The sequence below is a fragment of the Micromonospora sp. NPDC023644 genome, from assembly GCF_040640115.1.
Taxonomy (GTDB): domain Bacteria; phylum Actinomycetota; class Actinomycetes; order Mycobacteriales; family Micromonosporaceae; genus Micromonospora.
Map to the genome: position 1 here is coordinate 292528 of NZ_JBFABA010000001.1, position 20430 is coordinate 312957.

The following is a 20430-nucleotide window of genomic DNA, read 5'->3' on the forward strand; positions in this document are numbered from 1 at the left end:
CAAAGGGGACGGACCGAGGGGGGCGGGAAGGCCGGGACCGTCCACTCTCCGTGACCGGATGCGGCGCCGCCGTGGCCCGTGGGCGCGGTATGGCCGGGCCGGCTGCGCCACGGCGTGGTCCGCGGATGGCGGCGACGCGACGGCGACGGCAACCGGACGGGTGGAGTTTTCCTTCGCTTTGGGCAACAGGTATTGAAACTTCTATTCACCGTCCGGTTGACTGTCGCCCATGCGTACCCGCAGACGATCCGCCCGGCTCGCAGGCGTCCTGCTGCTGACGCCGCTGCTCACCCTGGCCGGCACCGTGCCGGCGAACGCCGGTGCGCCGGCTCCGGCCACCGACCCCTCCGCCACCGCGGCCGAGGACGCACCGCGTGCCTCCTCGTACTCCACGGGCTCCGTGACGCTCGCCGGCGACCCGGCCGCGAGCACCTCGGCCGCCGCGGCCCCGACCGGCCTGGAGCCGGCCGGCGGGCTGGAGACCGCGAAGACCACCCGCCCGGTCGCCCCGGGCCTCGCCCTGACCTCCTTCGACCGGTACGACGCCGACGGCTGGCTGCGCGCGGACGCGCTCACCGCCGACCTCACCGGCGGCCTCACCGTGGACTACGTCAACTCCGGCGCGGTCAGCCGCGCCGAGCCGCTGCGCGGCGCCGTCGACGCGGCCCGGGCGGTCGCCGCGGTCAACGGCGACTTCTTCGACATCAACAACTCCGGTGCCGCCCAGGGCGTCGGCGTCCGCGACGGCCAGCTGGTCCAGTCCGCGGTCAGCGGGCACCGCAACGCCGTCGCGATCACCACCGAGGGGCTCGGCCGCGTCATCGAGGTGAACTTCGACGGCACCGCCACGCTGCCCACCGGTCCGGTGACGTTGACCCAGTTCAACAACATGATCCAGGCGAACGGGATCGGCGTGTTCACCGCGCTCTGGGGGTCGTACACCCGGGAACGGGCGGTCGCCGGCGCCACCCGCGTCACGGAGGTCACGGTGGTCGACGGCCGCGTCGCCACCGTCGGCGGCACGGCCGGCAGCGGGGCGGTCCCGGCCGGCACCACCGTGCTGCTCGGCCGCGACGCCGGCGCGGACGCCCTCGCCGGGCTGCGCCCCGGCGACCCGGTGACCGTCGCCTACCAGCCCAAGCCGGCCGACGGCAGCACCCTGCACGCGGCGGTCGGCGGCGGCAACGTGCTGGTCCGCGACGGAGTGGTGCAGAGCATCGCCGACGCGTCGCTGGCCCCGCGCACGTCCGTCGGCTTCTCCGCCGACGGTCGTCGCATGATCATGCTGACCGTGGACGGCCGGCAGGTCGACAGCCGCGGCGTCACCCAGACCGAGATGGGCCGCATGATGGCCGAACTCGGCGCGCACCACGCGCTCAACCTCGACGGCGGCGGCTCCTCGACGCTGCTCGCCCGGGAGCCGGGCGCGGCGGCCGTGCAGGTGGAGAACAGCCCGTCCGACGGCAGCGAGCGTGCCGTGCCCAACGGCCTGGCCATCTACGCGCCCAAGGGCAGTGGCCGGCTCACCGGGTACTGGCTGGAGACCGCCAGCGACCCGACCAGCGCCCCGGGCGTCGCGCCGGTGCGCGGCGGGCGGCCCGACCGCGTCTTCCCCGGCCTGACCCGACGGCTCACCGCCGCCGGGCACGACGAGACGTACGGCCCGGCGGCCGGCGCGCCGAAGTGGCGGGCCAACCCGGCCGTGCACGGCGTCGTCGACGACAAGGGCCGCTTCCGGGCCGGCCTGCCCGGGCGCACCACGGTCACGGCCTGGCGGGACGAGGCCAGTGGCACCCTCGACCTGACCGTGCTCGGGCCGCTGGCCCGGGTCGACTCCACTGTGGACCGGGTCGGTCTGACCGGCGCGCAGGGCAGCGCGCTGTTCGGCGTGGTCGGCTACGACGCCGAGGGCAACACCGCCCCGATCGAGCCGGCCGACCTGAGGCTCGACTACGACAAGGACCTGCTCCGCATCGTCCCGACCGCCGACGGCAACCTCGCCGTCACCGCCCTGCGGGACACCGGCTCGGCGCTGGTCACCGTCCACGTCGGCCGGAGCAGCACCGTCCTGCCGGTCACCGTCGGGCTCACCGACGTGCCGGTGGCCACCTTCGACGACGCGGCGGCCTGGAAGTTCAGCCAGGCCCGGGCCAGCGGCGCGGTCGCGCCCGCGCCGGGCCGCACCGGCACGGGCCTGAAGATGACGTACGACTTCAGCCAGTCCACCGGCACCCGGGCCGCGTACGCGGACCCGCCGGCCTGGATCGAGGTGGCCGGCCAGCCGCAGGCGTTCGGCATGTGGATCCACGGCAACGGCACGGGGGAGTGGCCCAGCCTGCACCTGCACGACGCGCAGAACACCCAGCACGTCCTGCGCGGCCCGCTGATCACCTGGACGGGCTGGAAGTACGTCGAGTTGGCCGTGCCCGCCGGGGTGCAGTACCCGGTGCGGGTCCGCCGGTTCTACGTGGCGGAGACCAACGCCGCCGCGCAGTACCGCAGCGAGGTGGTCATCGACGACCTGGTGGCGAAGGTGCCGCCGACGGTCGACGCGCCGGCCGAGACGCCGCGCACCGACCGGGTGGTGCTGCGCGACGGCACGGTGGACGGGGCGCCCTGGCGCTTCGCGGTGATGTCCGACGCGCAGTTCGTCGCGGCGAACCCGGACAGCGACCTGGTCGCCCAGGCCCGCCGTACGCTCCGCGAGGTCAAGGCCGCGAAGCCGGACTTCCTGGTGATCAACGGCGACTTCGTGGACACCGCCTACCCGGCGGACTTCGCGCTGGCCAAGCGGTTGCTGGACGAGGAGCTCGGCGGCGAACTGCCGTACTACTACGTGCCCGGCAACCACGAGATCATGGGCGCCCCGATCGCCAACTTCAAGGCCGCCTTCGGCGACACCGAGCGGACCTTCGACCACAAGGGCACCCGCTTCGTCACGCTGAACTCGTCGACCGGCTCGCTGCGCGGCGGCGGCTTCGACCAGGTGCGGATGCTGCGCGAGGCGCTCGACTCGGCGGCCGGTGACGCGGGCGTCGGCTCGGTGGTCGTGCTGCACCACCACCCGCCGCGCGACCCCAGCCCGGCCAAGGCCAGCCAGCTCGGCGACCGGAAGGAGGCCGCGCTGCTGGAGCAGTGGCTGGCCGACTTCCAGCACCGCACCGGCAAGGGGGCCGCGTTCGTCGGCGGGCACGTCGGCACCTTCCACGCCGAGCGGGTCGACGGGGTGCCGTACCTGATCAACGGCAACGCGGGCAAGAACCCCTCCACCCCGGCCGACCAGGGCGGCTTCACCGGGTGGACGGAGTTCGGGGTGGACCCGGTGAGCCCGGCCGAGGCCGACCGGGCCCGGCGCAACCCGCTCGTCGAGGGCCCGCGCTGGGTCGCCGCCGAGTTCCACGCGCACGTCGACGCGCTCGCGCTGGCCGCCCCGGCCAGCATCGCGGTCGGCGCCCCGGCGACGGTCACCGCCACGGTGACCCAGCCCGGCGGGCGTACGGTGCCGGTGGCGGCGCCGGTGAGCGCGGACTGGTCCGCCTCGCCCAACGTGCACGTCGGCTCGGTCCTCGGGCTGAAGCCCTGGCACGTGGCCCGCTTCGACCCGGCCACCGGCAAGCTCACCGCCCTGCGCCCCGGCGCGCAGGTCAAGCTGGCCGTCGCGGTCAACGGGGCCCAGGCCGAGGCCACGGTCACCCTGACGGCCGCCGCCGCAGCTCCCGCCGCCTGAGTTGAGGGGAGGGGCGCCTTCCGGCGCCCGGCGCGTGGGAAGGCGCCCCTCCCGACGTCGCTTCCGAAGGCCCGCTCCGGTTTCCGGTGCGGGCCTTCAGAAGTCGCCCTCGGCCACCTGGAAGACGGTGAGGCCGAGGGCGCGCCACATCCGCACCACCTGCTGGCGGTCGTCGAAGACGCCGACCACCCGGTAGCGGTCGGCGATCTCGCGCTCGTAGATCTCCCGCTTGACCACGGAGTCCTTCCGGTTGTCGCCGATGGCGCGCAGGTGCAGCCCGAGGTAGGGGACCCGGACGTGTCGGGCCAGCCACGCCTCGGTGGCGGCGCGGGCGGTGGCGTCCCGGCCCGAGCAGAAGACCACCCCGTACCCGGCGGCGTGCATCGCCCGGACCGCCGCGATCACCGCCGGGTTCGGCTCGTCCTCGCCGACCCGGGTCATGTCGTACGGGCTGCGCGAGACGTTCAGCGCGACCGTGCCGTCGATGTCGACCAGGACGATCTCCGGCGGCTCGGTCGACGGGGCGTGCATCGTGGCGGGCCGCCCCGTCCGGGCCTGCGGCACGGGCAGCGGCAGCGTACGGCCCTCCAGGTAGCGCTCGTGCAGCCGGCGGATCCACGCCTCGCCGACCCGGTCGGCCTCGGGGCGGGCGGCGTCGCGGCGCAGGCACTCCGCGAGCGGCACATCGGTGAAGTCGTGCACCTCGAACTCGGCGCCGTGCCGGGCGGCCAGGTCGGCCCAGTCGCGCAGGGTCCGCGACCGCAGGTTGGTGTCGTCGACGCAGACGTCGGCCCGGGCCCGCAGCAGCGCCTCGACCTGCGCCCGCTGCACGACGGTGACCTGCCACTCCGCCCACTGCGTGAACAGCCGCTCGCCGTGCAGCATTCGGCGCAGGTCGTCCCGGTTGACCCGGACCACGGACGGCTGGAGCGTCCGGGCGAACGTGGTCTTGCCCGAGGCGGGCAGTCCCCGGGTGGCGATCAGGCGGGCCATCGGGTCCTCCGTGTCGTACGTCGTCGGCGGTCGCGCCGCCTGCGGCGCGTGCCCCGGGCGGGGCACGACGCCGACGGCGGCCGTGTCGGGTGAATGCCCGGCCCGGCGTCGGGAATGCGGGAGGTGGGGCGTGCGTTGTCGATGCCGGACCAGCCGTGCGGCCCGATTGCCGGGTCGGCGCACGCCCATGGCACACTGGTCAATCGGCCACCGGTTCCGGTTCACGCCCGAGCCCGTCGCGCGCCGCGACGGACACCGACGGCGACCCGGCGACCACCCACGAGAGGACCGAGGCGAGATGAAGTCCAACATCCACCCGGAGTACGTGACCACCGAGGTCAGCTGCTCCTGCGGCAACACGTTCACCACCCGCAGCACCGCCAAGGGCGGCTCGATCCACGTCGAGACCTGCAGCGCCTGCCACCCGTTCTACACCGGCAAGCAGCGCGTCCTGGACACCGCGGGCCGGGTGGCCAAGTTCCAGCAGAAGTACGCCAAGGTTCAGGCCAAGAAGGCCAAGTAATTCCTCGTTCGACGCCCGCGCCCGGTTTCGTGCCGGACGCGGGCGTCGTCCGTATCTCCCCGGATTCCGCCCTCGTCGTCGAAGGAGCCTCCCCCGCATGAGCAGTGAGCGTCTGGCCGCCCTCCTCGACGAGTACGCCGAGCTGGAGAAGCGGCTGGCCGACCCGGCCATCCACGCCGACCAGGGCACCGCCCGCCGGATCGGCCGCCGGTACGCCGAGCTGGTGCCGCTGCACAAGGCGGCCGGGGAGCTGGAGCAGGCCCGCGCCGACCTCGCCGCCGCCCGGGAACTGGCCGCCGAGGACGCGTCCTTCGCCGCCGAGGCCGAGTCGATCGCGGCGAGCCTGCCGGCGCTGGAGCAGCGGCTGTCGGAGCTGCTGATCCCGCGCGACCCGCACGACGCCAAGGACGTGATCGTCGAGATCAAGGCGGGCGAGGGCGGCGAGGAGTCCGCGCTGTTCGCCGGCGACCTGCTGCGGATGTACACCCGGTACGCCGAGCGGCGCGGCTGGGTCACCGAGGTGCTCGACGCCCAGGACTCGGACCTGGGCGGGGTGAAGGACGTCTCGCTGGCGATCAAGACCAAGGGCGTGCCCGAGGGTGGCAACGGCGTCTGGTCCCGGCTCAAGTGGGAGGGCGGCGTGCACCGGGTGCAGCGGGTCCCGGTCACCGAGTCGCAGGGCCGCATCCACACCAGCGCCGCCGGCGTGCTGGTGCTGCCGGAGGCCGAGGACGTCGACGTCACCATCGACCCGAACGACCTGCGCATCGACGTGTTCCGCTCGTCGGGGCCGGGCGGGCAGTCGGTGAACACCACCGACTCGGCGGTCCGGATCACGCACGTCCCGACCGGCATCGTGGTCTCCTGCCAGAACGAGAAGTCCCAGTTGCAGAACCGCGAGCAGGCGATGCGGATCCTGCGCGCCCGGCTGCTGGCGGCGGCTCAGGAGCAGGCCGACGCGGCCGCCTCGGACGCCCGCAAGGCGCAGGTGCGCACCGTGGACCGCTCCGAGCGGATCCGCACCTACAACTTTCCGCAGAACCGGATCACCGACCACCGGATCGGCTACACCGCGTACAACCTGGACCTGGCGCTCGCCGGCGACCTGGACGGGGTCCTCGACGCCCTCGTGGAGGCCGACCGCACCGCCCGCCTCGCCGGCGACACCGAGCTGACCCGCCGCTGACCCCCGCCCGGCCGACCGGGGTCAGGACGCGCGGGGGCGGGCCTTCGCGCGGAGCATCGCGCGGTCGGCGGCCTCGAAGGCGGTGCCGAGGGCGTCGCGCAGGCCCGGGCCGGTGGCGCCCACCTCGGCGAAGCCGACGCTGACGCCGACGGGGGTGTCGGGCACCAGCGACTCCCAGTCCTCCGTGCGCACCGCCGCGTCGATCCGGCGGCCCACCTCGGCCGCCTCGGCCATCCCGGCGCCGGGCAGCACCACCACGAACTCGTCCCCGCCGTAGCGGGCCACGAAGTCGCCCCGGCGCATCACCCGGTTGATCACCCCGGCGACGCGCTGGAGGACCAGGTCGCCGGAGTGGTGCCCGTGCCGGGTGTTGACGGCCTTGAAGCCGTCCAGGTCGCAGACGCCGATGACCACCCGGTCGCCGTGGGCGACCAGGGTGGCAATGTAGCGCTCCAGCCGCCGCCGGTTGGGCAGGCCGGTCAGCGGGTCGGTCAGCGCCTCGCCCTCGAAGCGGGCGGCCTCGCGGCGCATCTCCTCGTGGTCGATGCGGGCGGCGATGCCGTCGATGTAGACGTCCCGGAGCCGGTCGTTGCGCTGGGCGGCCAGCCGGAACGCCAGCCGGTCGGCCCGGTGCGCCCCCGCGTGGTCGCCGGCGCGGGCCAGGGCGACGCTGCGCAGCCGGGCCGGTTCGGCCGCGCCCAGCGTCTCGGTGGAGACCCGCACGGTGTCCAGCCGGGCGACGGCCTCGATGGGCCGTCCCTCGGCGACGGCGAGGCAGACCTGGCCGAGCTGGCGCATGTCGCGGGCCCGGGCGCTGTCCCCGCCGTGGCCGAGCAGCCGGGCCGGGGCGGCCTCCGTGTCGACGTCCAGCCGGTCGCCGAGGGCCGCCCGCCGGGCGGCGGCGTAGCCGTACGCGGCCAGGCTGCTCGGGCGCAGCTTCCCGGCCCGCCCGCTGCGCAGGAACCGGTCGAGGTCGGCGGCGACGTCCCGCAGCACCCGCAGGCAGCCGTCGCTGTCGCCGTTGTGGTCCAGCGCCACGGCGTTGCGCAGCCGGATGCCGGGGGCGGCGAAGGTCTCCTCCGGGATCTCGGCGGCGCTGCCGAGCTGCCGGGCCCGCTCGATCGCGCCGAGGGCGTAGCCGTGGAAGCTGAGGTACGAGTAGGCCATCGCCAGGTCGTGCCAGCCCCACGCGGTGTCCCGGTCGGGGTCGCCCACCGCGCCCAGCGCCCGGGCGGCCTTCACGAGGTGGGTGACGCAGCGGTCCAGCGCGCCCTGGTGGTGCGCGGCGAGGGCGGCCAGCGCGTTGAGGTGCCCCAGCAGGTAGGGCTCGGCGAGGTCGCGCACGGCGGTGGAGGCCTCCTCGACGGCCCGGGTGTACTCCGCCGTCCGCCCCAGGTTGATCACCGCGGAGAGGCGCTGCACCAGGGCGTCGGCCCGCGCGTACGGGTCGGTGGTGGTGGCGGCGACCCGGTCGAGGATCGCGTACGCCTCGGCGGAGCGGCTGAACTCCTGGAGGGCGCGCGCCCGCGTCAGGGCGTCAACCTGGTCGGTGACCCGGTCGAGCCAACCCACCGCGACCTCCTGTCGGTGTGCGTCCGGACGCATCCGCTCGTGATGTCCAGCGCGACGCCCCATGATTATCTCGTGACCACCGTGCCGCAACACCCGTCCGAAGGGACGAGACGGCAGCGTCCTTCCGTGGCGTTGGCCCGGGCGTCCCGGGCGCTCGCCGACGCCGGGATCGCCTCGGCCCGGGCCGAGGCGGAGCAGCTGGCCGCGTACGTGCTGGCGGTGCCCCGGGGACGGCTGGCGCTGGCCGACGACTTCACCGCCGACCAGCTCGACCGGTTCGACGAGCTGGTCGCGCGGCGGGCCGGGCGGGAACCGTTGCAGCACCTCACCGGCAGCGCCGGCTTCCGGCACCTGGAGCTGGCCGTCGGGCCGGGCGTCTTCGTGCCCCGGCCGGAGACCGAGCTGCTCGCCGGCTGGGGGATCGCGCAGGGCCGGCGGCTGGGCGCCGGGCTGGTGGTGGACCTGTGCAGCGGCTCGGGGGCGATCGCCCTCTCGGTCGCCCAGGAGCTGCCGGCGGCCCGGGTGGTGGCGGTGGAACGGTCGGCGGCGGCGCTGCCCTGGCTGCGGCGCAACGCGGCGGCCCGGGCCGCCGCGGGGGACCGGCCGATCGAGGTGGTGGCGGCGGACGTCACCGCCGCCGACCTGCTCGCCGACCTGGTGGGCCGGGTCGACGTGCTGCTCTGCAACCCGCCGTACGTGCCGTCGGACGTGGCCGTGCCCCCGGAGGTGGGCCGGCACGATCCGGCGAACGCGGTCTTCGGCGGGGCGGACGGCCTGGCGGTGATCCGCCCCGTGATCGCCCGGGCGGCGGCGCTGCTGCGCCCCGGCGGGGTGTTCGGTGTCGAGCACGACGACACGCACGGCGCGGCGGTGCCCGACCTGCTCGCCGCGAACGGCCGGTTCGAGGCGGCCGCCGACCATCCGGACCTGACCGGGCGGCCCCGCTTCGCGACCGCGTCCCGGCGGACGGACGGCCAGCACGCCGCCGCCGACGCGACGTGGCAGACTGACTCCTCGTGATGCTCTACGACTGCCGGTCGCCCGCCGACCGGGACCGCGGCATCGCCGCTGCCATCGAGGCGGTCAAGAACGGCGAGCTGGTCGTCCTGCCGACCGACACGGTCTACGGGATCGGCGCGGACGCGTTCACCCCCTACGCGGTCAAGGCCCTGCTGGACGCCAAGGGCGGCCGTCAGGTGCCGCCGCCGGTGCTGATCGGCTCCCGGCACACCCTCGACGGCCTGGTCTACTCGCTGCCCCAGGCGGCCCGGGACCTCGTCGAGGCGTTCTGGCCGGGGGCGCTGACCATCATCGTGGCGCACTCGCCCAGCCTGCGCTGGGACCTCGGCGACTCCTCCGGGACGGTGGCGGTGCGGATGCCGCTGCACCCGGTGGCGCTGGAGGTGCTGCGTGAGACCGGCCCGATGGCGGTCGCCTCGGCCAACAAGACCGGCCAGCCGGCCGCCCTCACCGCCGAGGAGGCCCGCGACCAGCTCGCCTACTCGGTGCGGGCCTACCTGGAGGCCGGGCCCTGCCCGGATCCGGTGCCGAGCACGATCGTGGACCTCACCGGCGAGGTGCCGCAGGTCCTCCGCCAGGGCGCCGTCGGGCTGGAGAAGCTCCGCGACGTGGTGCCCGACATCCTCGCCGGCCAGGGGGTCTGAGTGCCTCCGTTCACCGTGTTGCACGTGTGCATGGGCAACATCTGCCGGTCCCCGATGGCGGAGCGGCTGCTGGCCCTCGCCGTCCGGGAGCGGCTGGCCCGCCGCGAGGTCGACCCGGCGCGCGCCGACGAGCTGCTGCACAGCCACAGCGCCGGCACCGGCGGCTGGCACGCCGGCGAGGAGATGAACCCGCCGGCGTCGCGCCAGGTGACCGCCCGGGGCGGCAGCGCCGACGGTTTCGCCGCGCGCAAGCTCCGGTCGGACCACATCGACGCCGCCGACCTCGTCCTCACCGCCACCGCCGACCAGCAGGAGTACGTGGTGGCGCTGCGCCCCGACGCCGCGGCGCGCACGTTCGTGCTGGGCGAGTTCGGCCGGCTGCTCGCCGGGGTGGACGCCGCCGGGCTGCCGCCGGCCGAGGCGACCCCCGACGCGGTGTACGCGCGCGGCGTGGCCCTGGTGGAGGCCGCCCACGCCGCCCGCCTGGGCGCCACCTCGCTGCCCACCGACGATCTCGACGACCCGTGGGGGCGTGGCGACCAGTGCTTCAGCCGGGTCGCCGACGAGATCGAGGAGACCGTCCACCCCCTCGCCGCCGCGCTCCTGCCGTAACCCGCCCGAGGTACCCCCGCGCGTGAGTTTCCTGCGGGTTTGGGGGAAAGGGGCGGTCGAGAGGGGCTTTCGGGTCATTCTGGGTGGGTCCTGACCGGCTCCTGCGGGGAGAGCTGATGACCCGGGCACGCCTCGACAAACTGTTCACCGTGCTGATCGCCGGCGTGCTGGCCGGGCTGGCGCTCGCGGTGGCGGCCCTACCGGCCGCGCTGGTCTTCGGCATCGGGTTCTCGGCGCTCGCCGCGCCGTACTCCGAGCTGCCGAACACGCTGCGCACGCCGCCGACGCCGCAGCGCTCGAACCTCTACGCCAACGACGGCACCACCCTGATCACCTCCTTCTACCAGGAGGACCGGGTGGACGTGCCGCTGACCGAGGTGGCGCCGGTGATGCGGCAGGCGATCATCGCCGCCGAGGACGCCCGGTTCCACGAGCACAGCGGGGTCGACCTGCGCGGCGTGGTGCGGGCCTTCACCGTCAACCAGCGCGACGGCACGACGAGGCAGGGCGCGTCCACGCTGACCATGCAGTACGTCCGCAACGTGCTCAGCAACGACCCCCGGCTGAGCGAGCGGCAGCGCGCCGCCGCCACCGAGCTGACCACCGCGCGCAAGATCCAGGAGATGCGGTACGCGCTCGCCCTGGAGCGGGAGCTGACCAAGGACGAGATCCTCGGCCGCTACCTCAACATCGCCTACTTCGGCGCGGGCGCGTACGGGGTGGCCGCCGCGAGCCGGCGCTACTTCTCCAAGCCGCCGGCGGAGCTCACCCTGGCCGAGGCGGCGCTGCTCGCCGGCCTGGTCCGCTCCCCGCACACCGACGACCCGATCAACGGTGACGCGGACGCCGCGGTCGCCCGCCGGGCGTACGTGCTCGACCGGCTGGTGGAGTCCGGGCAGGTGCCGGCCGACGCGGCGGCCCGGGCCGGGGCGGAGCAGTTGCGGCTGCGGCCCAGCCAGACGCCGAACGACTGCACGGCGGTGTCGGCGGAGCACAACGACTGGGGCTTCTTCTGCGACTGGTTCACCCGCTGGTGGAACGCCCAGCCGGCGTTCGGCGCGACGGTCGACGAGCGGCAGCTCACGCTGCGCCGGGGCGGGTTCTCGATCGTCTCCTCGCTCGATCCCGCCGTGCAGCGCGCCACCAGCGAGCAGGTCCGCCGGATCTACTCCGTGGACGACCGCCGGGCGGCGCCGACGGCGGTGGTCCAGCCCGGCACGGGCCGGGTGCTCGCGATGGCGGTGAACCGCAACTACGGCGTGGCCGCCAACCCGGCCGGGCAGAAGAACCACCCGAACACGGTCAACCAACTCGTCGCCGGGGGCGGGGCGATCGAGGGCTACCAGGCCGGCTCCACGTTCAAGGTCTTCACCATGCTGGCGGCGCTGGAGTCCGGGCTGCCGCTGAGCACCGAGTTCGACGCGCCGGAGCGGATCGTGACCGACTACTCGGCGAGCGGGGCAGCGAGCTGCGACGGGTACTGGTGCCCGCGCAACGCCAACGCCTCCATGGACGGCCGGCACACCATGTGGACCGCCTTCGGCGAGTCGGTCAACACGTACTTCGCCTGGCTGACCGAGCGGGTCGGCGCGGACCGGGCGGTGGAGATGGCCGAGCGGCTCGGCATCGTCTTCCGCTCCGAGGACGACGCGCGGCTGGCCCGCCACGGCGCGCGCGAGTGGGGGCCGTTCACCCTCGGCGTCTCCGCCACCACCCCGCTCGACCTGGCCGGCGCGTACGCCGCGGTGGCGGCCGAGGGCTCGTGGTGCGCGCCGCTGCCGGTCGTCTCGATCGCCGACGCGGCCGGCCGTCCGGTGGCGGCCGCGCGCCCGAACTGCCGGCAGGCGGTGGACGTGGACGTGGCCCGGGCGGCGGCGGACGCGGCCCGCTGCGCGGTCGGCGACCAGTCGATGTACGGGCAGTGCGCCCGCAGCACCGCCGAGGTGCTGCGCCACCAGCTCGGTCGTCCGGTGGCGGGCAAGACGGGCAGCTCGGACGGGTACGCGACGGAGACCGTGGTCGCCTTCACCCCGCAGCTGGCGGTCGCCTCGATCGCCGCGAACCCCGACGACCCGCGCGACGCGGTGGGCCAGCGGGTGCAGGGGCAACTGGTCGAGGCGGTGGGGGAGGTGCTCGCCTTCGCGCTGCGCGACGAGCCGGTGCGCGACTTCGTGCCGCCCAGCGAGACGACCGCCTTCCGGCTCACCGGGGCCCGCGCCGGCAACTGAGCCGGCGCGGCCTCAGCGGCGCGGGGACGCGGCGACCGCCCGGCGGGCCGTCTGCTCGGCCTGGCGGGCGATGTTGCGGGCCATCCCGCCGAAGACCACCGCGTGGAAGGGCGCCACCGCACCCCAGTACGCGTGCCCGGGCAGCCCGCGCGGCAGGAACACCGCCCGCTGCTGGTAGCGGCTGCCGCCGCCGTCCACCGGGAGCACCCGCATCTCCAGCCAGGCCCGGCCCGGCAGCCGCATCTCGGCGCGCAGCCGCAGCAGCTCGCCGGGCACGATCTCCTCCACCCGCCAGAAGTCCAGCGCCTCGCCGACCTGGAGGCGGTGCGGGTCGCGCCGGCCGCGGCGCAGCCCCACGCCGCCGATCAGCCGGTCCAGCCAGCCCCGGACCGACCAGGCCAGCGGGAACGAGTACCAGCCGTGCTCCCCGCCGACGCCCTCGACGACCCGCCACAGGGCCTCCGGCGGGGCGTGCACCGCCCGCTCGCGGACGTCGGTGTAGGCGGTCCCGCCGGACCACTCCGGGTCGCTGGGCAGCGGCTCGGCCGGCGCGTCGGGGCCGCTCGCGGTCGACCAGCGGGTCTCCACCTCGCCGTCGCGGACCTTCGTCAGGGCCGCCGCGACCGCCTGGTCGAAGCCGGTCAGCCCCTCCGGCGGGTCGGGGACGTACGCGGCGATGTCGTGCTCGTGCGCGACGGCCTCGTGCACCAGGCTCTCCACCAGCGGCCGGGCGATCGCGTTCGGCACCGGGGTGACCAGCCCGACCCAGTGCGAGGAGAGCGACGGCGTCAGCGGTCGCACCGGCACGATGGCCCGCCTACGCAGCCCGGCCACCCGCGCGTACCGCTGCATCATGTCCTCGAAGGTGAGGATGTCCGGCCCGCCGATGTCGAAGGCGCGGTTGACCTCCGGCGGCAGGCTCGCGCAGCCGGCCAGGTAGCGCAGCACGTCCCGGACGGCGATCGGCTGGATGCGGTTGCGGACCCAGCGGGGGGTGACCATGGCCGGCAGCCGCTCGGTCAGGTAGCGCAGCATCTCGAACGAGGCCGACCCGGACCCGATGATCACTGCGGCCCGCAGCACCGCCGTCGGCACCCCGCTGGCGAGCAGGATCCGCCCGACCTCGGCCCGGGAGCGCAGGTGCGCCGACGGGACCTCCCGGTCCGCGGCCGGCTCCGGCCCGCCCAGGTAGACGATCCGGCGTACGCCCGCAGCCCGCGCGGCCTCGGCGAACCCGGTGGCGGCCTCCCGGTCGGCGGCCTCGAAGCCGGCCTGGCCGAGCGAGTGCACCAGGTAGTACGCGACGTCCACGCCCTCGAACGCGGCCGGCAGCGTCTCCGGCTTGCGCAGGTCGCCCTCGGCGATCTCGGTCCGCGCCGCCCAGGGCACGTCCCGCAACCGTCCCGCCTTGCGGGCCAGGCAGCGCACCGTGTGCCCCTCGGCCAGCAGCCGGGGCGCGAGCCGCCCGCCGATGTAACCCGTCGCTCCGGTGACCAGGCATCTCACGGTCTCCAGTGTGCGGCCCAATAGACTCTGGCGCTGTGGCAACTGAGACGAGCACCTTCTGGGGGCCGGACTTCGACCAGCTCCGCACGACCGACCCGGAGATCGCCGGGGTGGTGCTCGGCGAGCTGGACCGGCTCCGGGGCGGGCTGCAACTGATCGCCAGCGAGAACCTCACCTCGCCGGCGGTGCTGGCCGCGCTCGGCTCGACCCTGACCAACAAGTACGCCGAGGGCTACCCGGGCCGGCGCTACTACGGCGGCTGCGCCGAGGTCGACCGGGCCGAGGAGATCGGCATCGCCCGGGCGAAGGAGCTCTTCGGCGCCGAGCACGCCAACCTCCAGCCGCACTCGGGGGCGAGCGCCAACCTGGCCGCGTACGCCGCGCTGGTCCAGCCGGGGGACACGGTGCTCGCCATGGACCTGCCGCACGGCGGCCACCTCACCCACGGCAGCCGGGTCAACTTCTCCGGCAAGTGGTTCCACACGGTCGGCTACACCGTCCGGCGGGACACCGAGCTGATCGACTACGACGAGGTGCGCGACCTGGCCCTCGCGCACCGGCCGAAGATGATCATCTGTGGTGCCACGGCGTATCCGCGGCTGATCGACTTCGCGCGGTTCCGCGAGATCGCCGACGAGGTCGGGGCGTACCTGATGGTCGACGCGGCGCACTTCATCGGGCTGGTCGCCGGGCAGGCCGTCCCGTCGCCCGTGCCGCACGCCGACGTCGTCTGCGCCACCACGCACAAGGTGCTGCGCGGCCCGCGCGGCGGCATGATCCTCTGCCGGGAGCCGCTGGCCCAGCGCATCGACAAGGCGGTCTTCCCGTTCACCCAGGGCGGCCCGCTGATGCACGCCGTCGCCGCCAAGGCGGTCGCGCTGCGCGAGGCCGCCCAGCCCGAGTTCCGGGCGTACGCCGACCGGGTGGTGGCCAACGCGCGGGCGCTCGCCGCCGGGCTGGCCGACGAGGGGATGCGCCCGGTCTCCGGGGGCACCGACACCCACCTCGCCCTGGTGGACCTGCGCGAGGCCGGGGTCACCGGCGCGGACGCCGAGGCGCGCTGCGAGGCCGCCGCCATCACGCTGAACAAGAACGCGATCCCGTACGACCCGCAGAAGCCGATGGTCGCCTCGGGCATCCGGGTGGGCACCCCGAGCGTCACCACCCAGGGCATGCGCGAGCCGCAGATGCGCCAGGTCGCCTCGCTGATCTCCCGCGCCGTGCGCACCGATCGCGCCGCCCCGGGCGGCGCCGACACCCTCGCCGGGATCGCCGGCGAGGTCGCCGAGCTGGTCGCCGCCTTCCCGGCGTACCCCCGATGAGCGAGCCGCGCGCGGGCGAGCCCGGCGCCATCCGGTCCCGGCTGCCGCACCTTCGCCTGCCGCTGCTGGCCTGCGCGGTGCTCGCGCTGGTCGCGGTGCCGACCGCGGCGGTGCTGCGCGGCGGCACCGGCGCGGCCGGCGTGGCCGCCGGGATCGCGCTGGTCGTCGCGAGCTACCTGGTCTCCGGCGTCTCGGTGGCCTGGGCCGACGCCGTCAATCCACGGATGATCATGTCGGTGGGACTGGTCACCTACGCCACGAAGATCGTGGTGCTCGGGGTGGCGATGGCCGCCGTGGCGGCCACCGGCTGGCCCGGCCTGCCGGACATGGGGGTGGCGATCATCGCGGCCGTGGTGGTCTGGACCGGCGCCCACCTCACCTGGGCCCTGCGCTCGCCGCTGCCCACATTCGAGCGACGCGGTGAGTGAGCGTTCTGTCGGATCTGTGTCCGGCATTTCGGGCTGCCGCCGCGGGCCGCACGGGAGTAACCTGACCAACGACTTTCGCGCCCGCACCACGGCCCGCACGCTGTCCGCAGTGTGGGGGGTGCCGCACACTCCCGCGCGTGCCTGCTGATATTGTTCGCCACGTCATGGCCGAAGACCCACACCCCCGCAGGTCCGACGACCCTTCGTCGGAAGGCGCGGCAGGGGCCGTTCTGGGCTACCTACTCGCCGGCATCGTGGTGTGGGGCTTCCTCGGATGGTTGGCGGAGCGACTTCTCGATCTGCGAACCGGCGTCGGGGTCGCCCTCGGCATGATCTTCGGCGCGGCCGGAGCGATTTACCTGATCATGAAGAGGCTCAGTGCTTGAGTGCCAGCACGCCCGGGTCTGTCGAGTGCGGAGGATGACACGGTGAGTGGACAGCTCGTCGCCGCCGAGGGGCTTCCCTGGCCCCCCAGCGTCGGAGATTTCTACCCGCCGGACGTGGCTGGCCCCTGGGTCACCAAGTTCGGGATCATGATCTGGCTCGCGGTCGCGCTGCTGATCGTCTTCTTCATGCTCGCCTACCGGAAGCCCAAGCTGGTCCCCGGCAAGGCCCAGTGGTACGCGGAATCGGTCTACGGCCTGGTCCGGGACAACATCGCCCGCGAGCAGATGGGCAACGCGGGCATCCGCTTCGCGCCCTACTTCACGGTGCTGTTCAGCTTCATCGTGCTGACCAACCTGTTCGCCATCGTGCCCGGGTTGCAGATCTCGCCGAACTCGCACATCGCGTTCCCCATCGTGCTCGCAGCGGTCTCCTACGTGATGTACCTCTACATCGGCGCCCGCAAGCACGGCCTCGGCAAGTACCTCAAGATGAGCCTGATCATCCCGAACGTGCCGTGGCCCATGCACATCCTGCTGATCCCGATCGAGTTCATGCAGACGTTCATCGTCCGGCCCGTCACGCTGGCGCTGCGGCTCTTCGCCAACCTGTTCGCCGGCCACCTGCTGCTGCTGGTCTTCACCATCGGCGGCTTCGTGATGCTCAACTCGAGCAGCCTGTTCATCCAGGTGACCTCGATCTTCTCCTTCCTGATGGCGATCGTGATGGCCTTCTTCGAGGTGCTGGTCGCCGTGCTGCAGGCCTACGTCTTCGTCACGCTGAGCGCGAACTACATCGGAAGTTCGCTCGCCGACGAGCACTGATCGGGCTCGGCGGGCCGCCCGGCCCGACCAAGCTTCTGGTACCGACCCGCGTACGCGTGAGACCTCACGCGTCGAACAGGAGGAATACCCGCAATGACTGTTCTTGCCGAGATCGGCGGTAGCGTCAACACCATCGGCTACGGCCTCGCCGCCATCGGCCCCGGTATCGGTGTCGCCCTGGTCTTCGCGGCCTACATCCAGTCGAGCGCGCGCCAGCCGGAGTCCGCCGGCTACAACCGCACCTGGCTGATCCTGGGCTTCGCCCTGGTCGAGGCGCTCGCACTCTTCGGCCTGGTGCTCGCCTTCGCCGTCCAGGGCTGACGAGAGCTCTCTCCCGACCCGGAGGTCTGACATGTTCATCGCCGCAGAAGGTGTGGAGCACAACCCGATCCTGCCCATCTGGCAGGAGATGGTCGTCGGGACCATCGCCTTCGCCCTGCTCTGCTTCGTCCTGCTGAAGTTCGTCATGCCCCGCATGGAGGCGATGTACCAGGCGCGGGTCGACGCCATCGAGGGCGGGCTCAAGCGGGCCGAGGCCGCCCAGGCCGAGGCCAACCAGGTGCTCGAGCAGTACCGGGCGCAGCTCGCCGAGGTGCGTACCGAGGCGGCCCGGATCCGGGACGACGCCCGGGCCGACGCCGAGGGCATCCGTCAGGACATCCTCGCCAAGGCGCGGGAGGAGTCCGACCGGATCATCGCGGCCGGCAAGGAGCAGCTCGCCGCCGAGCGGGCCACCATCGTGCGCGAGCTGCGCACGGAGGTCGGCACGATCGCGGTCGACCTGGCCAGCAAGATCGTCGGGGAGTCCCTCGCCGACGAGGCGCGCCGCAAGGGCACCGTCGACCGGTTCCTGAGCAACCTCGAGAGCGCGGGGGCCCGCTGATGCAGGCCGCCAGCCGGGAGTCGTACAAGGTCGCGGTCGAGCACCTCGACGCGTACGTCCGCGGCGCGGAGCCGTCGGCGGTGGCCACCACCGCCGGCGACATCCTCTCCGTCGCCGACCTGCTGCGGCGCGAACCGCGGCTGCGCCGCGCGCTCTCCGACCCGGCCCGCTCCGGGGCCGACCGTGCCGGGCTGCTCGGCGAGCTGCTGCGCGGCAAGGTCGGCGCCGAGGCGCTGGACCTGGTCGCCTCCCTGGTCGCCGGCCGCTGGTCGGCGCCGTCGGAACTGCTCAGCGCCACCGAGCAGTTGGGCATCGACGCGCTCCTGGCGAGTGCCGACTCCGCCGGCGAGCTGGGCGAGGTCGAGGACGAGCTGTTCCGCTTCGGGCAGGTCGTCGCCGGTTCGCCGCAGCTGTCCAGCGCGCTCTCCGACTCGGCAGTCCCCGCCGACCGGCGGGCCACGCTGGTCGACCAGTTGCTCGCCGGCAAGACCCGGCCGATCACCGGCTACCTCATCGGGGTCGCGCTCGCCGGTTTCGGTGGACGCAACCTCTCCGGTGCGCTCAGCCGGCTGGTCGAGCTGGCCGCCGAGCGGCGGGACCGGCAGGTGGCGTACGTGACCGCCGCGGCCCCGTTGAGTGAAGAGGACGAGCGCCGGTTGGGCGCGAGTCTCTCCGCGATATACGGTCGAGAGGTTTCCGTCAAGCAGACGGTCGACCCCTCGGTTCTCGGTGGCGTCAGCGTGCGGGTCGGCTCCGACCTGTACGACGGCACCGTCCTGCGCCGCCTCAACGAGAGCCGCAACGCGCTCGCGAAGCGCTGACGCGGCCCCGCCGCCCAGCGCGTGTGAATAGACGCCATTCGGACCGGTCGGTACTAGGTATCCCGGGCCCCTGATACTTAAGGAAGCAGAGGATGGCCGAGCTGACCATCTCGACGGAGGAGATCCGCGGCGCCCTGGAGCGCTACGTCTCCTCCTACTCGTCCGAACTCTCCCGCGAGGAGGTCGGCACCGTCGCCGACACCGGCGACGGCATCGCCCACGTCGAGGGTCTCCCCTCGACCATGACCAACGAGCTCCTGGAGTTCGAGGACGGCACCCTGGGTGTGGCGCTGAACCTCGACGTCCGGGAGATCGGTGTCGTCGTTCTCGGTGACTCCGCCAAGCTCGAAGAGGGGCAGCGCGTCAAGCGCACCGGCCGGGTGCTCTCCGTGCCGGTCGGCGACGCCTTCCTCGGCCGCGTGGTCAACGCGCTCGGTCAGCCGATCGACGGGCTCGGCGACATCGCCAACGAGGGCTTCCGCGAGCTGGAGCTCCAGGCCCCGAACGTGATGTCCCGGCAGTCCGTCGACGAGCCGCTGCAGACCGGTCTCAAGGCCGTCGACGCCATGACCCCGATCGGCCGCGGTCAGCGTCAGCTGATCATCGGCGACCGGAAGACCGGCAAGACCACGGTCGCGCTGGACACCATCCTCAACCAGCGGGACAACTGGCGCTCCGGCGACCCGAAGAAGCAGGTCCGCTGCATCTACGTCGCCATCGGCCAGAAGGCCTCCACGGTCGCCTCGATCAAGGGCGTCCTGGAGGAGGCGGGCGCGATGGAGTACACGACCATCGTCGCCTCCCCGGCCTCCGACCCGGCCGGCTTCAAGTACCTCGCCCCCTACACCGGCTCGTCCATCGGGCAGCACTGGATGTACGGCGGCAAGCACGTCCTGATCGTCTTCGACGACCTGAGCAAGCAGGCCGAGGCGTACCGGGCCGTGTCCCTGCTGCTGCGTCGCCCGCCGGGCCGCGAGGCGTACCCGGGTGACGTCTTCTACCTGCACTCCCGCCTGCTGGAGCGCTGCGCGAAGCTCTCCGACGAGCTGGGCGGCGGCTCGATGACCGGCCTGCCGATCATCGAGACGAAGGCCAACGACATCTCGGCCTTCATCCCGACCAACGTCATCTCCATCACCGACGGCCAGATCTTCCTGGAGACCGACCTGTTCAACCAGGGCGTGCGGCCGGCCATCAACGTCGGCACCTCGGTCTCCCGGGTCGGTGGCGCCGCCCAGGTGAAGCCGATGCGGAAGGTCGCCGGTTCGCTGCGGCTCAACCTGGCCCAGTTCCGCGAGCTGGAGGCGTTCGCCGCCTTCGCCTCCGACCTGGACAAGGCCTCCCGGGCCCAGCTGGACCGCGGCTCCCGCCTGGTCGAGCTGCTCAAGCAGGCGAACTACTCGCCGTACCCGGTGCAGGAGCAGGTCGTCTCGGTCTGGGCCGGCACCGAGGGCAAGCTCGACGACATCCCGGTCGGCGAGGTCCGCCGCTTCGAGTCGGAGTTCCTCCAGTACCTGCGCCACAAGCACGAGGGCGTGCTGGCCTCGATCGCCGACAACCAGTGGAACGACGACATCATCGGCTCGCTCGACGCCGCCATCGCCGACTTCAAGCAGGTCTTCCTCGGCAAGGCCGACGAGCGGCGGATCAACGATGCCCCGGCCGCGCCGCTGGAGGGCGAGGAGAACCGCGAGACGGTGACCCGCTTCCGTGACGGCACGAGCGACCGCCCGGTCGAGAACCAGTAAGGGCTGATT

Annotated in this window: 18 protein-coding genes; 15 read left to right on the top strand and 3 right to left on the bottom strand. The window is 73.7% G+C overall.

The window, feature by feature from the left end:
* The first annotated feature begins 229 nt into the window (after positions 1-229).
* The gene (locus AB0G08_RS01345; protein WP_358081411.1) at positions 230-3727 is read left to right on the top strand and encodes a phosphodiester glycosidase family protein; all 3498 of its coding nucleotides are present in this window, start codon (positions 230-232) and stop codon (positions 3725-3727) included.
* 96 nt (positions 3728-3823) lie between these two features.
* Here AB0G08_RS01345 and AB0G08_RS01350 read toward each other — a convergent pair whose 3' ends face one another.
* Positions 3824-4720 carry an AAA family ATPase gene (locus AB0G08_RS01350; protein ID WP_358081414.1) on the bottom strand — a complete coding sequence of 299 codons (897 nt, stop codon included), beginning with the start codon at positions 4718-4720 and terminating at the stop codon, positions 3824-3826.
* Positions 4721-5018: 298 nt separating this feature from the next.
* Here AB0G08_RS01350 and rpmE point away from each other — a divergent pair, with 298 nt between their 5' ends.
* A complete protein-coding gene (gene rpmE / locus AB0G08_RS01355) occupies positions 5019-5243 on the top strand; it encodes a 50S ribosomal protein L31 (RefSeq protein WP_088998650.1) in 225 nt (74 codons plus the stop codon).
* A 97-nt stretch (positions 5244-5340) separates the two neighbouring features.
* A complete protein-coding gene (prfA, locus tag AB0G08_RS01360) occupies positions 5341-6429 on the top strand; it encodes a peptide chain release factor 1 (RefSeq protein WP_358081417.1) in 1089 nt (362 codons plus the stop codon).
* A 21-nt stretch (positions 6430-6450) separates the two neighbouring features.
* Here prfA and AB0G08_RS01365 read toward each other — a convergent pair whose 3' ends face one another.
* Positions 6451-8001 (bottom strand): GGDEF domain-containing protein, encoded by a 1551-nt coding sequence (locus AB0G08_RS01365; RefSeq protein ID WP_358081591.1) that lies wholly within the window; start codon positions 7999-8001, stop codon positions 6451-6453.
* A 72-nt stretch (positions 8002-8073) separates the two neighbouring features.
* Here AB0G08_RS01365 and prmC point away from each other — a divergent pair, with 72 nt between their 5' ends.
* The 4 genes from prmC to AB0G08_RS01385 all read left to right on the top strand — a co-directional run bounded on the left by prmC (position 8074) and on the right by AB0G08_RS01385 (position 12505).
* The gene (gene prmC, locus AB0G08_RS01370; protein WP_358081421.1) at positions 8074-9021 is read left to right on the top strand and encodes a peptide chain release factor N(5)-glutamine methyltransferase; all 948 of its coding nucleotides are present in this window, start codon (positions 8074-8076) and stop codon (positions 9019-9021) included.
* On the top strand, positions 9021-9665 hold the full coding sequence (locus tag AB0G08_RS01375; protein WP_357870843.1) for an L-threonylcarbamoyladenylate synthase: 645 nt from the start codon (positions 9021-9023) through the stop codon (positions 9663-9665). Before prmC ends, AB0G08_RS01375 begins: the two co-directional genes overlap by 1 nt.
* On the top strand, positions 9666-10277 hold the full coding sequence (locus AB0G08_RS01380; RefSeq protein ID WP_358081424.1) for a phosphotyrosine protein phosphatase: 612 nt from the start codon (positions 9666-9668) through the stop codon (positions 10275-10277). It abuts the gene before it with no gap.
* A 116-nt stretch (positions 10278-10393) separates the two neighbouring features.
* Positions 10394-12505 carry a transglycosylase domain-containing protein gene (locus AB0G08_RS01385; protein WP_358081427.1) on the top strand — a complete coding sequence of 704 codons (2112 nt, stop codon included), beginning with the start codon at positions 10394-10396 and terminating at the stop codon, positions 12503-12505.
* Between the two features lie 12 nt (positions 12506-12517).
* Here the strand turns inward: AB0G08_RS01385 and AB0G08_RS01390 are convergent, their stop codons facing one another.
* Positions 12518-14011 carry an SDR family oxidoreductase gene (locus tag AB0G08_RS01390; protein WP_358081430.1) on the bottom strand — a complete coding sequence of 498 codons (1494 nt, stop codon included), beginning with the start codon at positions 14009-14011 and terminating at the stop codon, positions 12518-12520.
* Positions 14012-14046: 35 nt separating this feature from the next.
* On the opposite strand from AB0G08_RS01390, the gene glyA reads away from it, so the two are divergent.
* The 8 genes from glyA to atpA all read left to right on the top strand — a co-directional run bounded on the left by glyA (position 14047) and on the right by atpA (position 20421).
* A complete protein-coding gene (glyA, locus tag AB0G08_RS01395) occupies positions 14047-15333 on the top strand; it encodes a serine hydroxymethyltransferase (RefSeq protein ID WP_358081432.1) in 1287 nt (428 codons plus the stop codon).
* Complete coding sequence (locus tag AB0G08_RS01400) at positions 15330-15761, top strand: hypothetical protein (protein ID WP_358081435.1); 432 nt, start codon at positions 15330-15332, stop codon at positions 15759-15761. The genes glyA and AB0G08_RS01400 overlap by 4 nt, the downstream gene beginning before the upstream one ends.
* 164 nt (positions 15762-15925) lie before the next feature.
* Positions 15926-16147 (top strand): hypothetical protein, encoded by a 222-nt coding sequence (locus tag AB0G08_RS01405; RefSeq protein ID WP_088998658.1) that lies wholly within the window; start codon positions 15926-15928, stop codon positions 16145-16147.
* Positions 16148-16969, top strand: coding sequence for a F0F1 ATP synthase subunit A (gene atpB, locus AB0G08_RS01410; RefSeq protein WP_358081437.1), 822 nt, complete (start codon positions 16148-16150; stop codon positions 16967-16969).
* A gap of 93 nt (positions 16970-17062) precedes the next feature.
* Entirely contained in the window at positions 17063-17290 is a 228-nt protein-coding gene (gene atpE, locus AB0G08_RS01415; protein WP_210832257.1) for an ATP synthase F0 subunit C, read from the top strand.
* Positions 17291-17321: 31 nt separating this feature from the next.
* Positions 17322-17852: a F0F1 ATP synthase subunit B gene (locus tag AB0G08_RS01420; RefSeq protein ID WP_088998661.1), complete on the top strand. Its 531-nt coding sequence runs from the start codon at positions 17322-17324 to the stop codon at positions 17850-17852.
* Entirely contained in the window at positions 17852-18673 is an 822-nt protein-coding gene (locus AB0G08_RS01425; RefSeq protein ID WP_358081440.1) for a F0F1 ATP synthase subunit delta, read from the top strand. The genes AB0G08_RS01420 and AB0G08_RS01425 overlap by 1 nt, the downstream gene beginning before the upstream one ends.
* Before the next feature lie 92 nt (positions 18674-18765).
* On the top strand, positions 18766-20421 hold the full coding sequence (gene atpA / locus AB0G08_RS01430) for a F0F1 ATP synthase subunit alpha (protein WP_358081442.1): 1656 nt from the start codon (positions 18766-18768) through the stop codon (positions 20419-20421).
* The last annotated feature ends 9 nt before the right edge of the window (positions 20422-20430 follow it).

What these genes read in the sequence shown, in the direction of transcription:
- AB0G08_RS01345 (WP_358081411.1), top strand. Translation starts at nt 230, where the DNA reads ATGCGTACCCGCAGACGATCCGCCCGGCTCGCAGGCGTCCTGCTGCTG.
- AB0G08_RS01350 (WP_358081414.1), bottom strand. Translation starts at nt 4,720, where the DNA reads ATGGCCCGCCTGATCGCCACCCGGGGACTGCCCGCCTCGGGCAAGACC.
- rpmE (WP_088998650.1), top strand. Translation starts at nt 5,019, where the DNA reads ATGAAGTCCAACATCCACCCGGAGTACGTGACCACCGAGGTCAGCTGC.
- prfA (WP_358081417.1), top strand. Translation starts at nt 5,341, where the DNA reads ATGAGCAGTGAGCGTCTGGCCGCCCTCCTCGACGAGTACGCCGAGCTG.
- AB0G08_RS01375 (WP_357870843.1), top strand. Translation starts at nt 9,021, where the DNA reads ATGCTCTACGACTGCCGGTCGCCCGCCGACCGGGACCGCGGCATCGCC.
- AB0G08_RS01385 (WP_358081427.1), top strand. Translation starts at nt 10,394, where the DNA reads ATGACCCGGGCACGCCTCGACAAACTGTTCACCGTGCTGATCGCCGGC.
- AB0G08_RS01400 (WP_358081435.1), top strand. Translation starts at nt 15,330, where the DNA reads ATGAGCGAGCCGCGCGCGGGCGAGCCCGGCGCCATCCGGTCCCGGCTG.
- AB0G08_RS01405 (WP_088998658.1), top strand. Translation starts at nt 15,926, where the DNA reads ATGGCCGAAGACCCACACCCCCGCAGGTCCGACGACCCTTCGTCGGAA.
- atpE (WP_210832257.1), top strand. Translation starts at nt 17,063, where the DNA reads ATGACTGTTCTTGCCGAGATCGGCGGTAGCGTCAACACCATCGGCTAC.
- AB0G08_RS01420 (WP_088998661.1), top strand. Translation starts at nt 17,322, where the DNA reads ATGTTCATCGCCGCAGAAGGTGTGGAGCACAACCCGATCCTGCCCATC.
- AB0G08_RS01425 (WP_358081440.1), top strand. Translation starts at nt 17,852, where the DNA reads ATGCAGGCCGCCAGCCGGGAGTCGTACAAGGTCGCGGTCGAGCACCTC.
- atpA (WP_358081442.1), top strand. Translation starts at nt 18,766, where the DNA reads ATGGCCGAGCTGACCATCTCGACGGAGGAGATCCGCGGCGCCCTGGAG.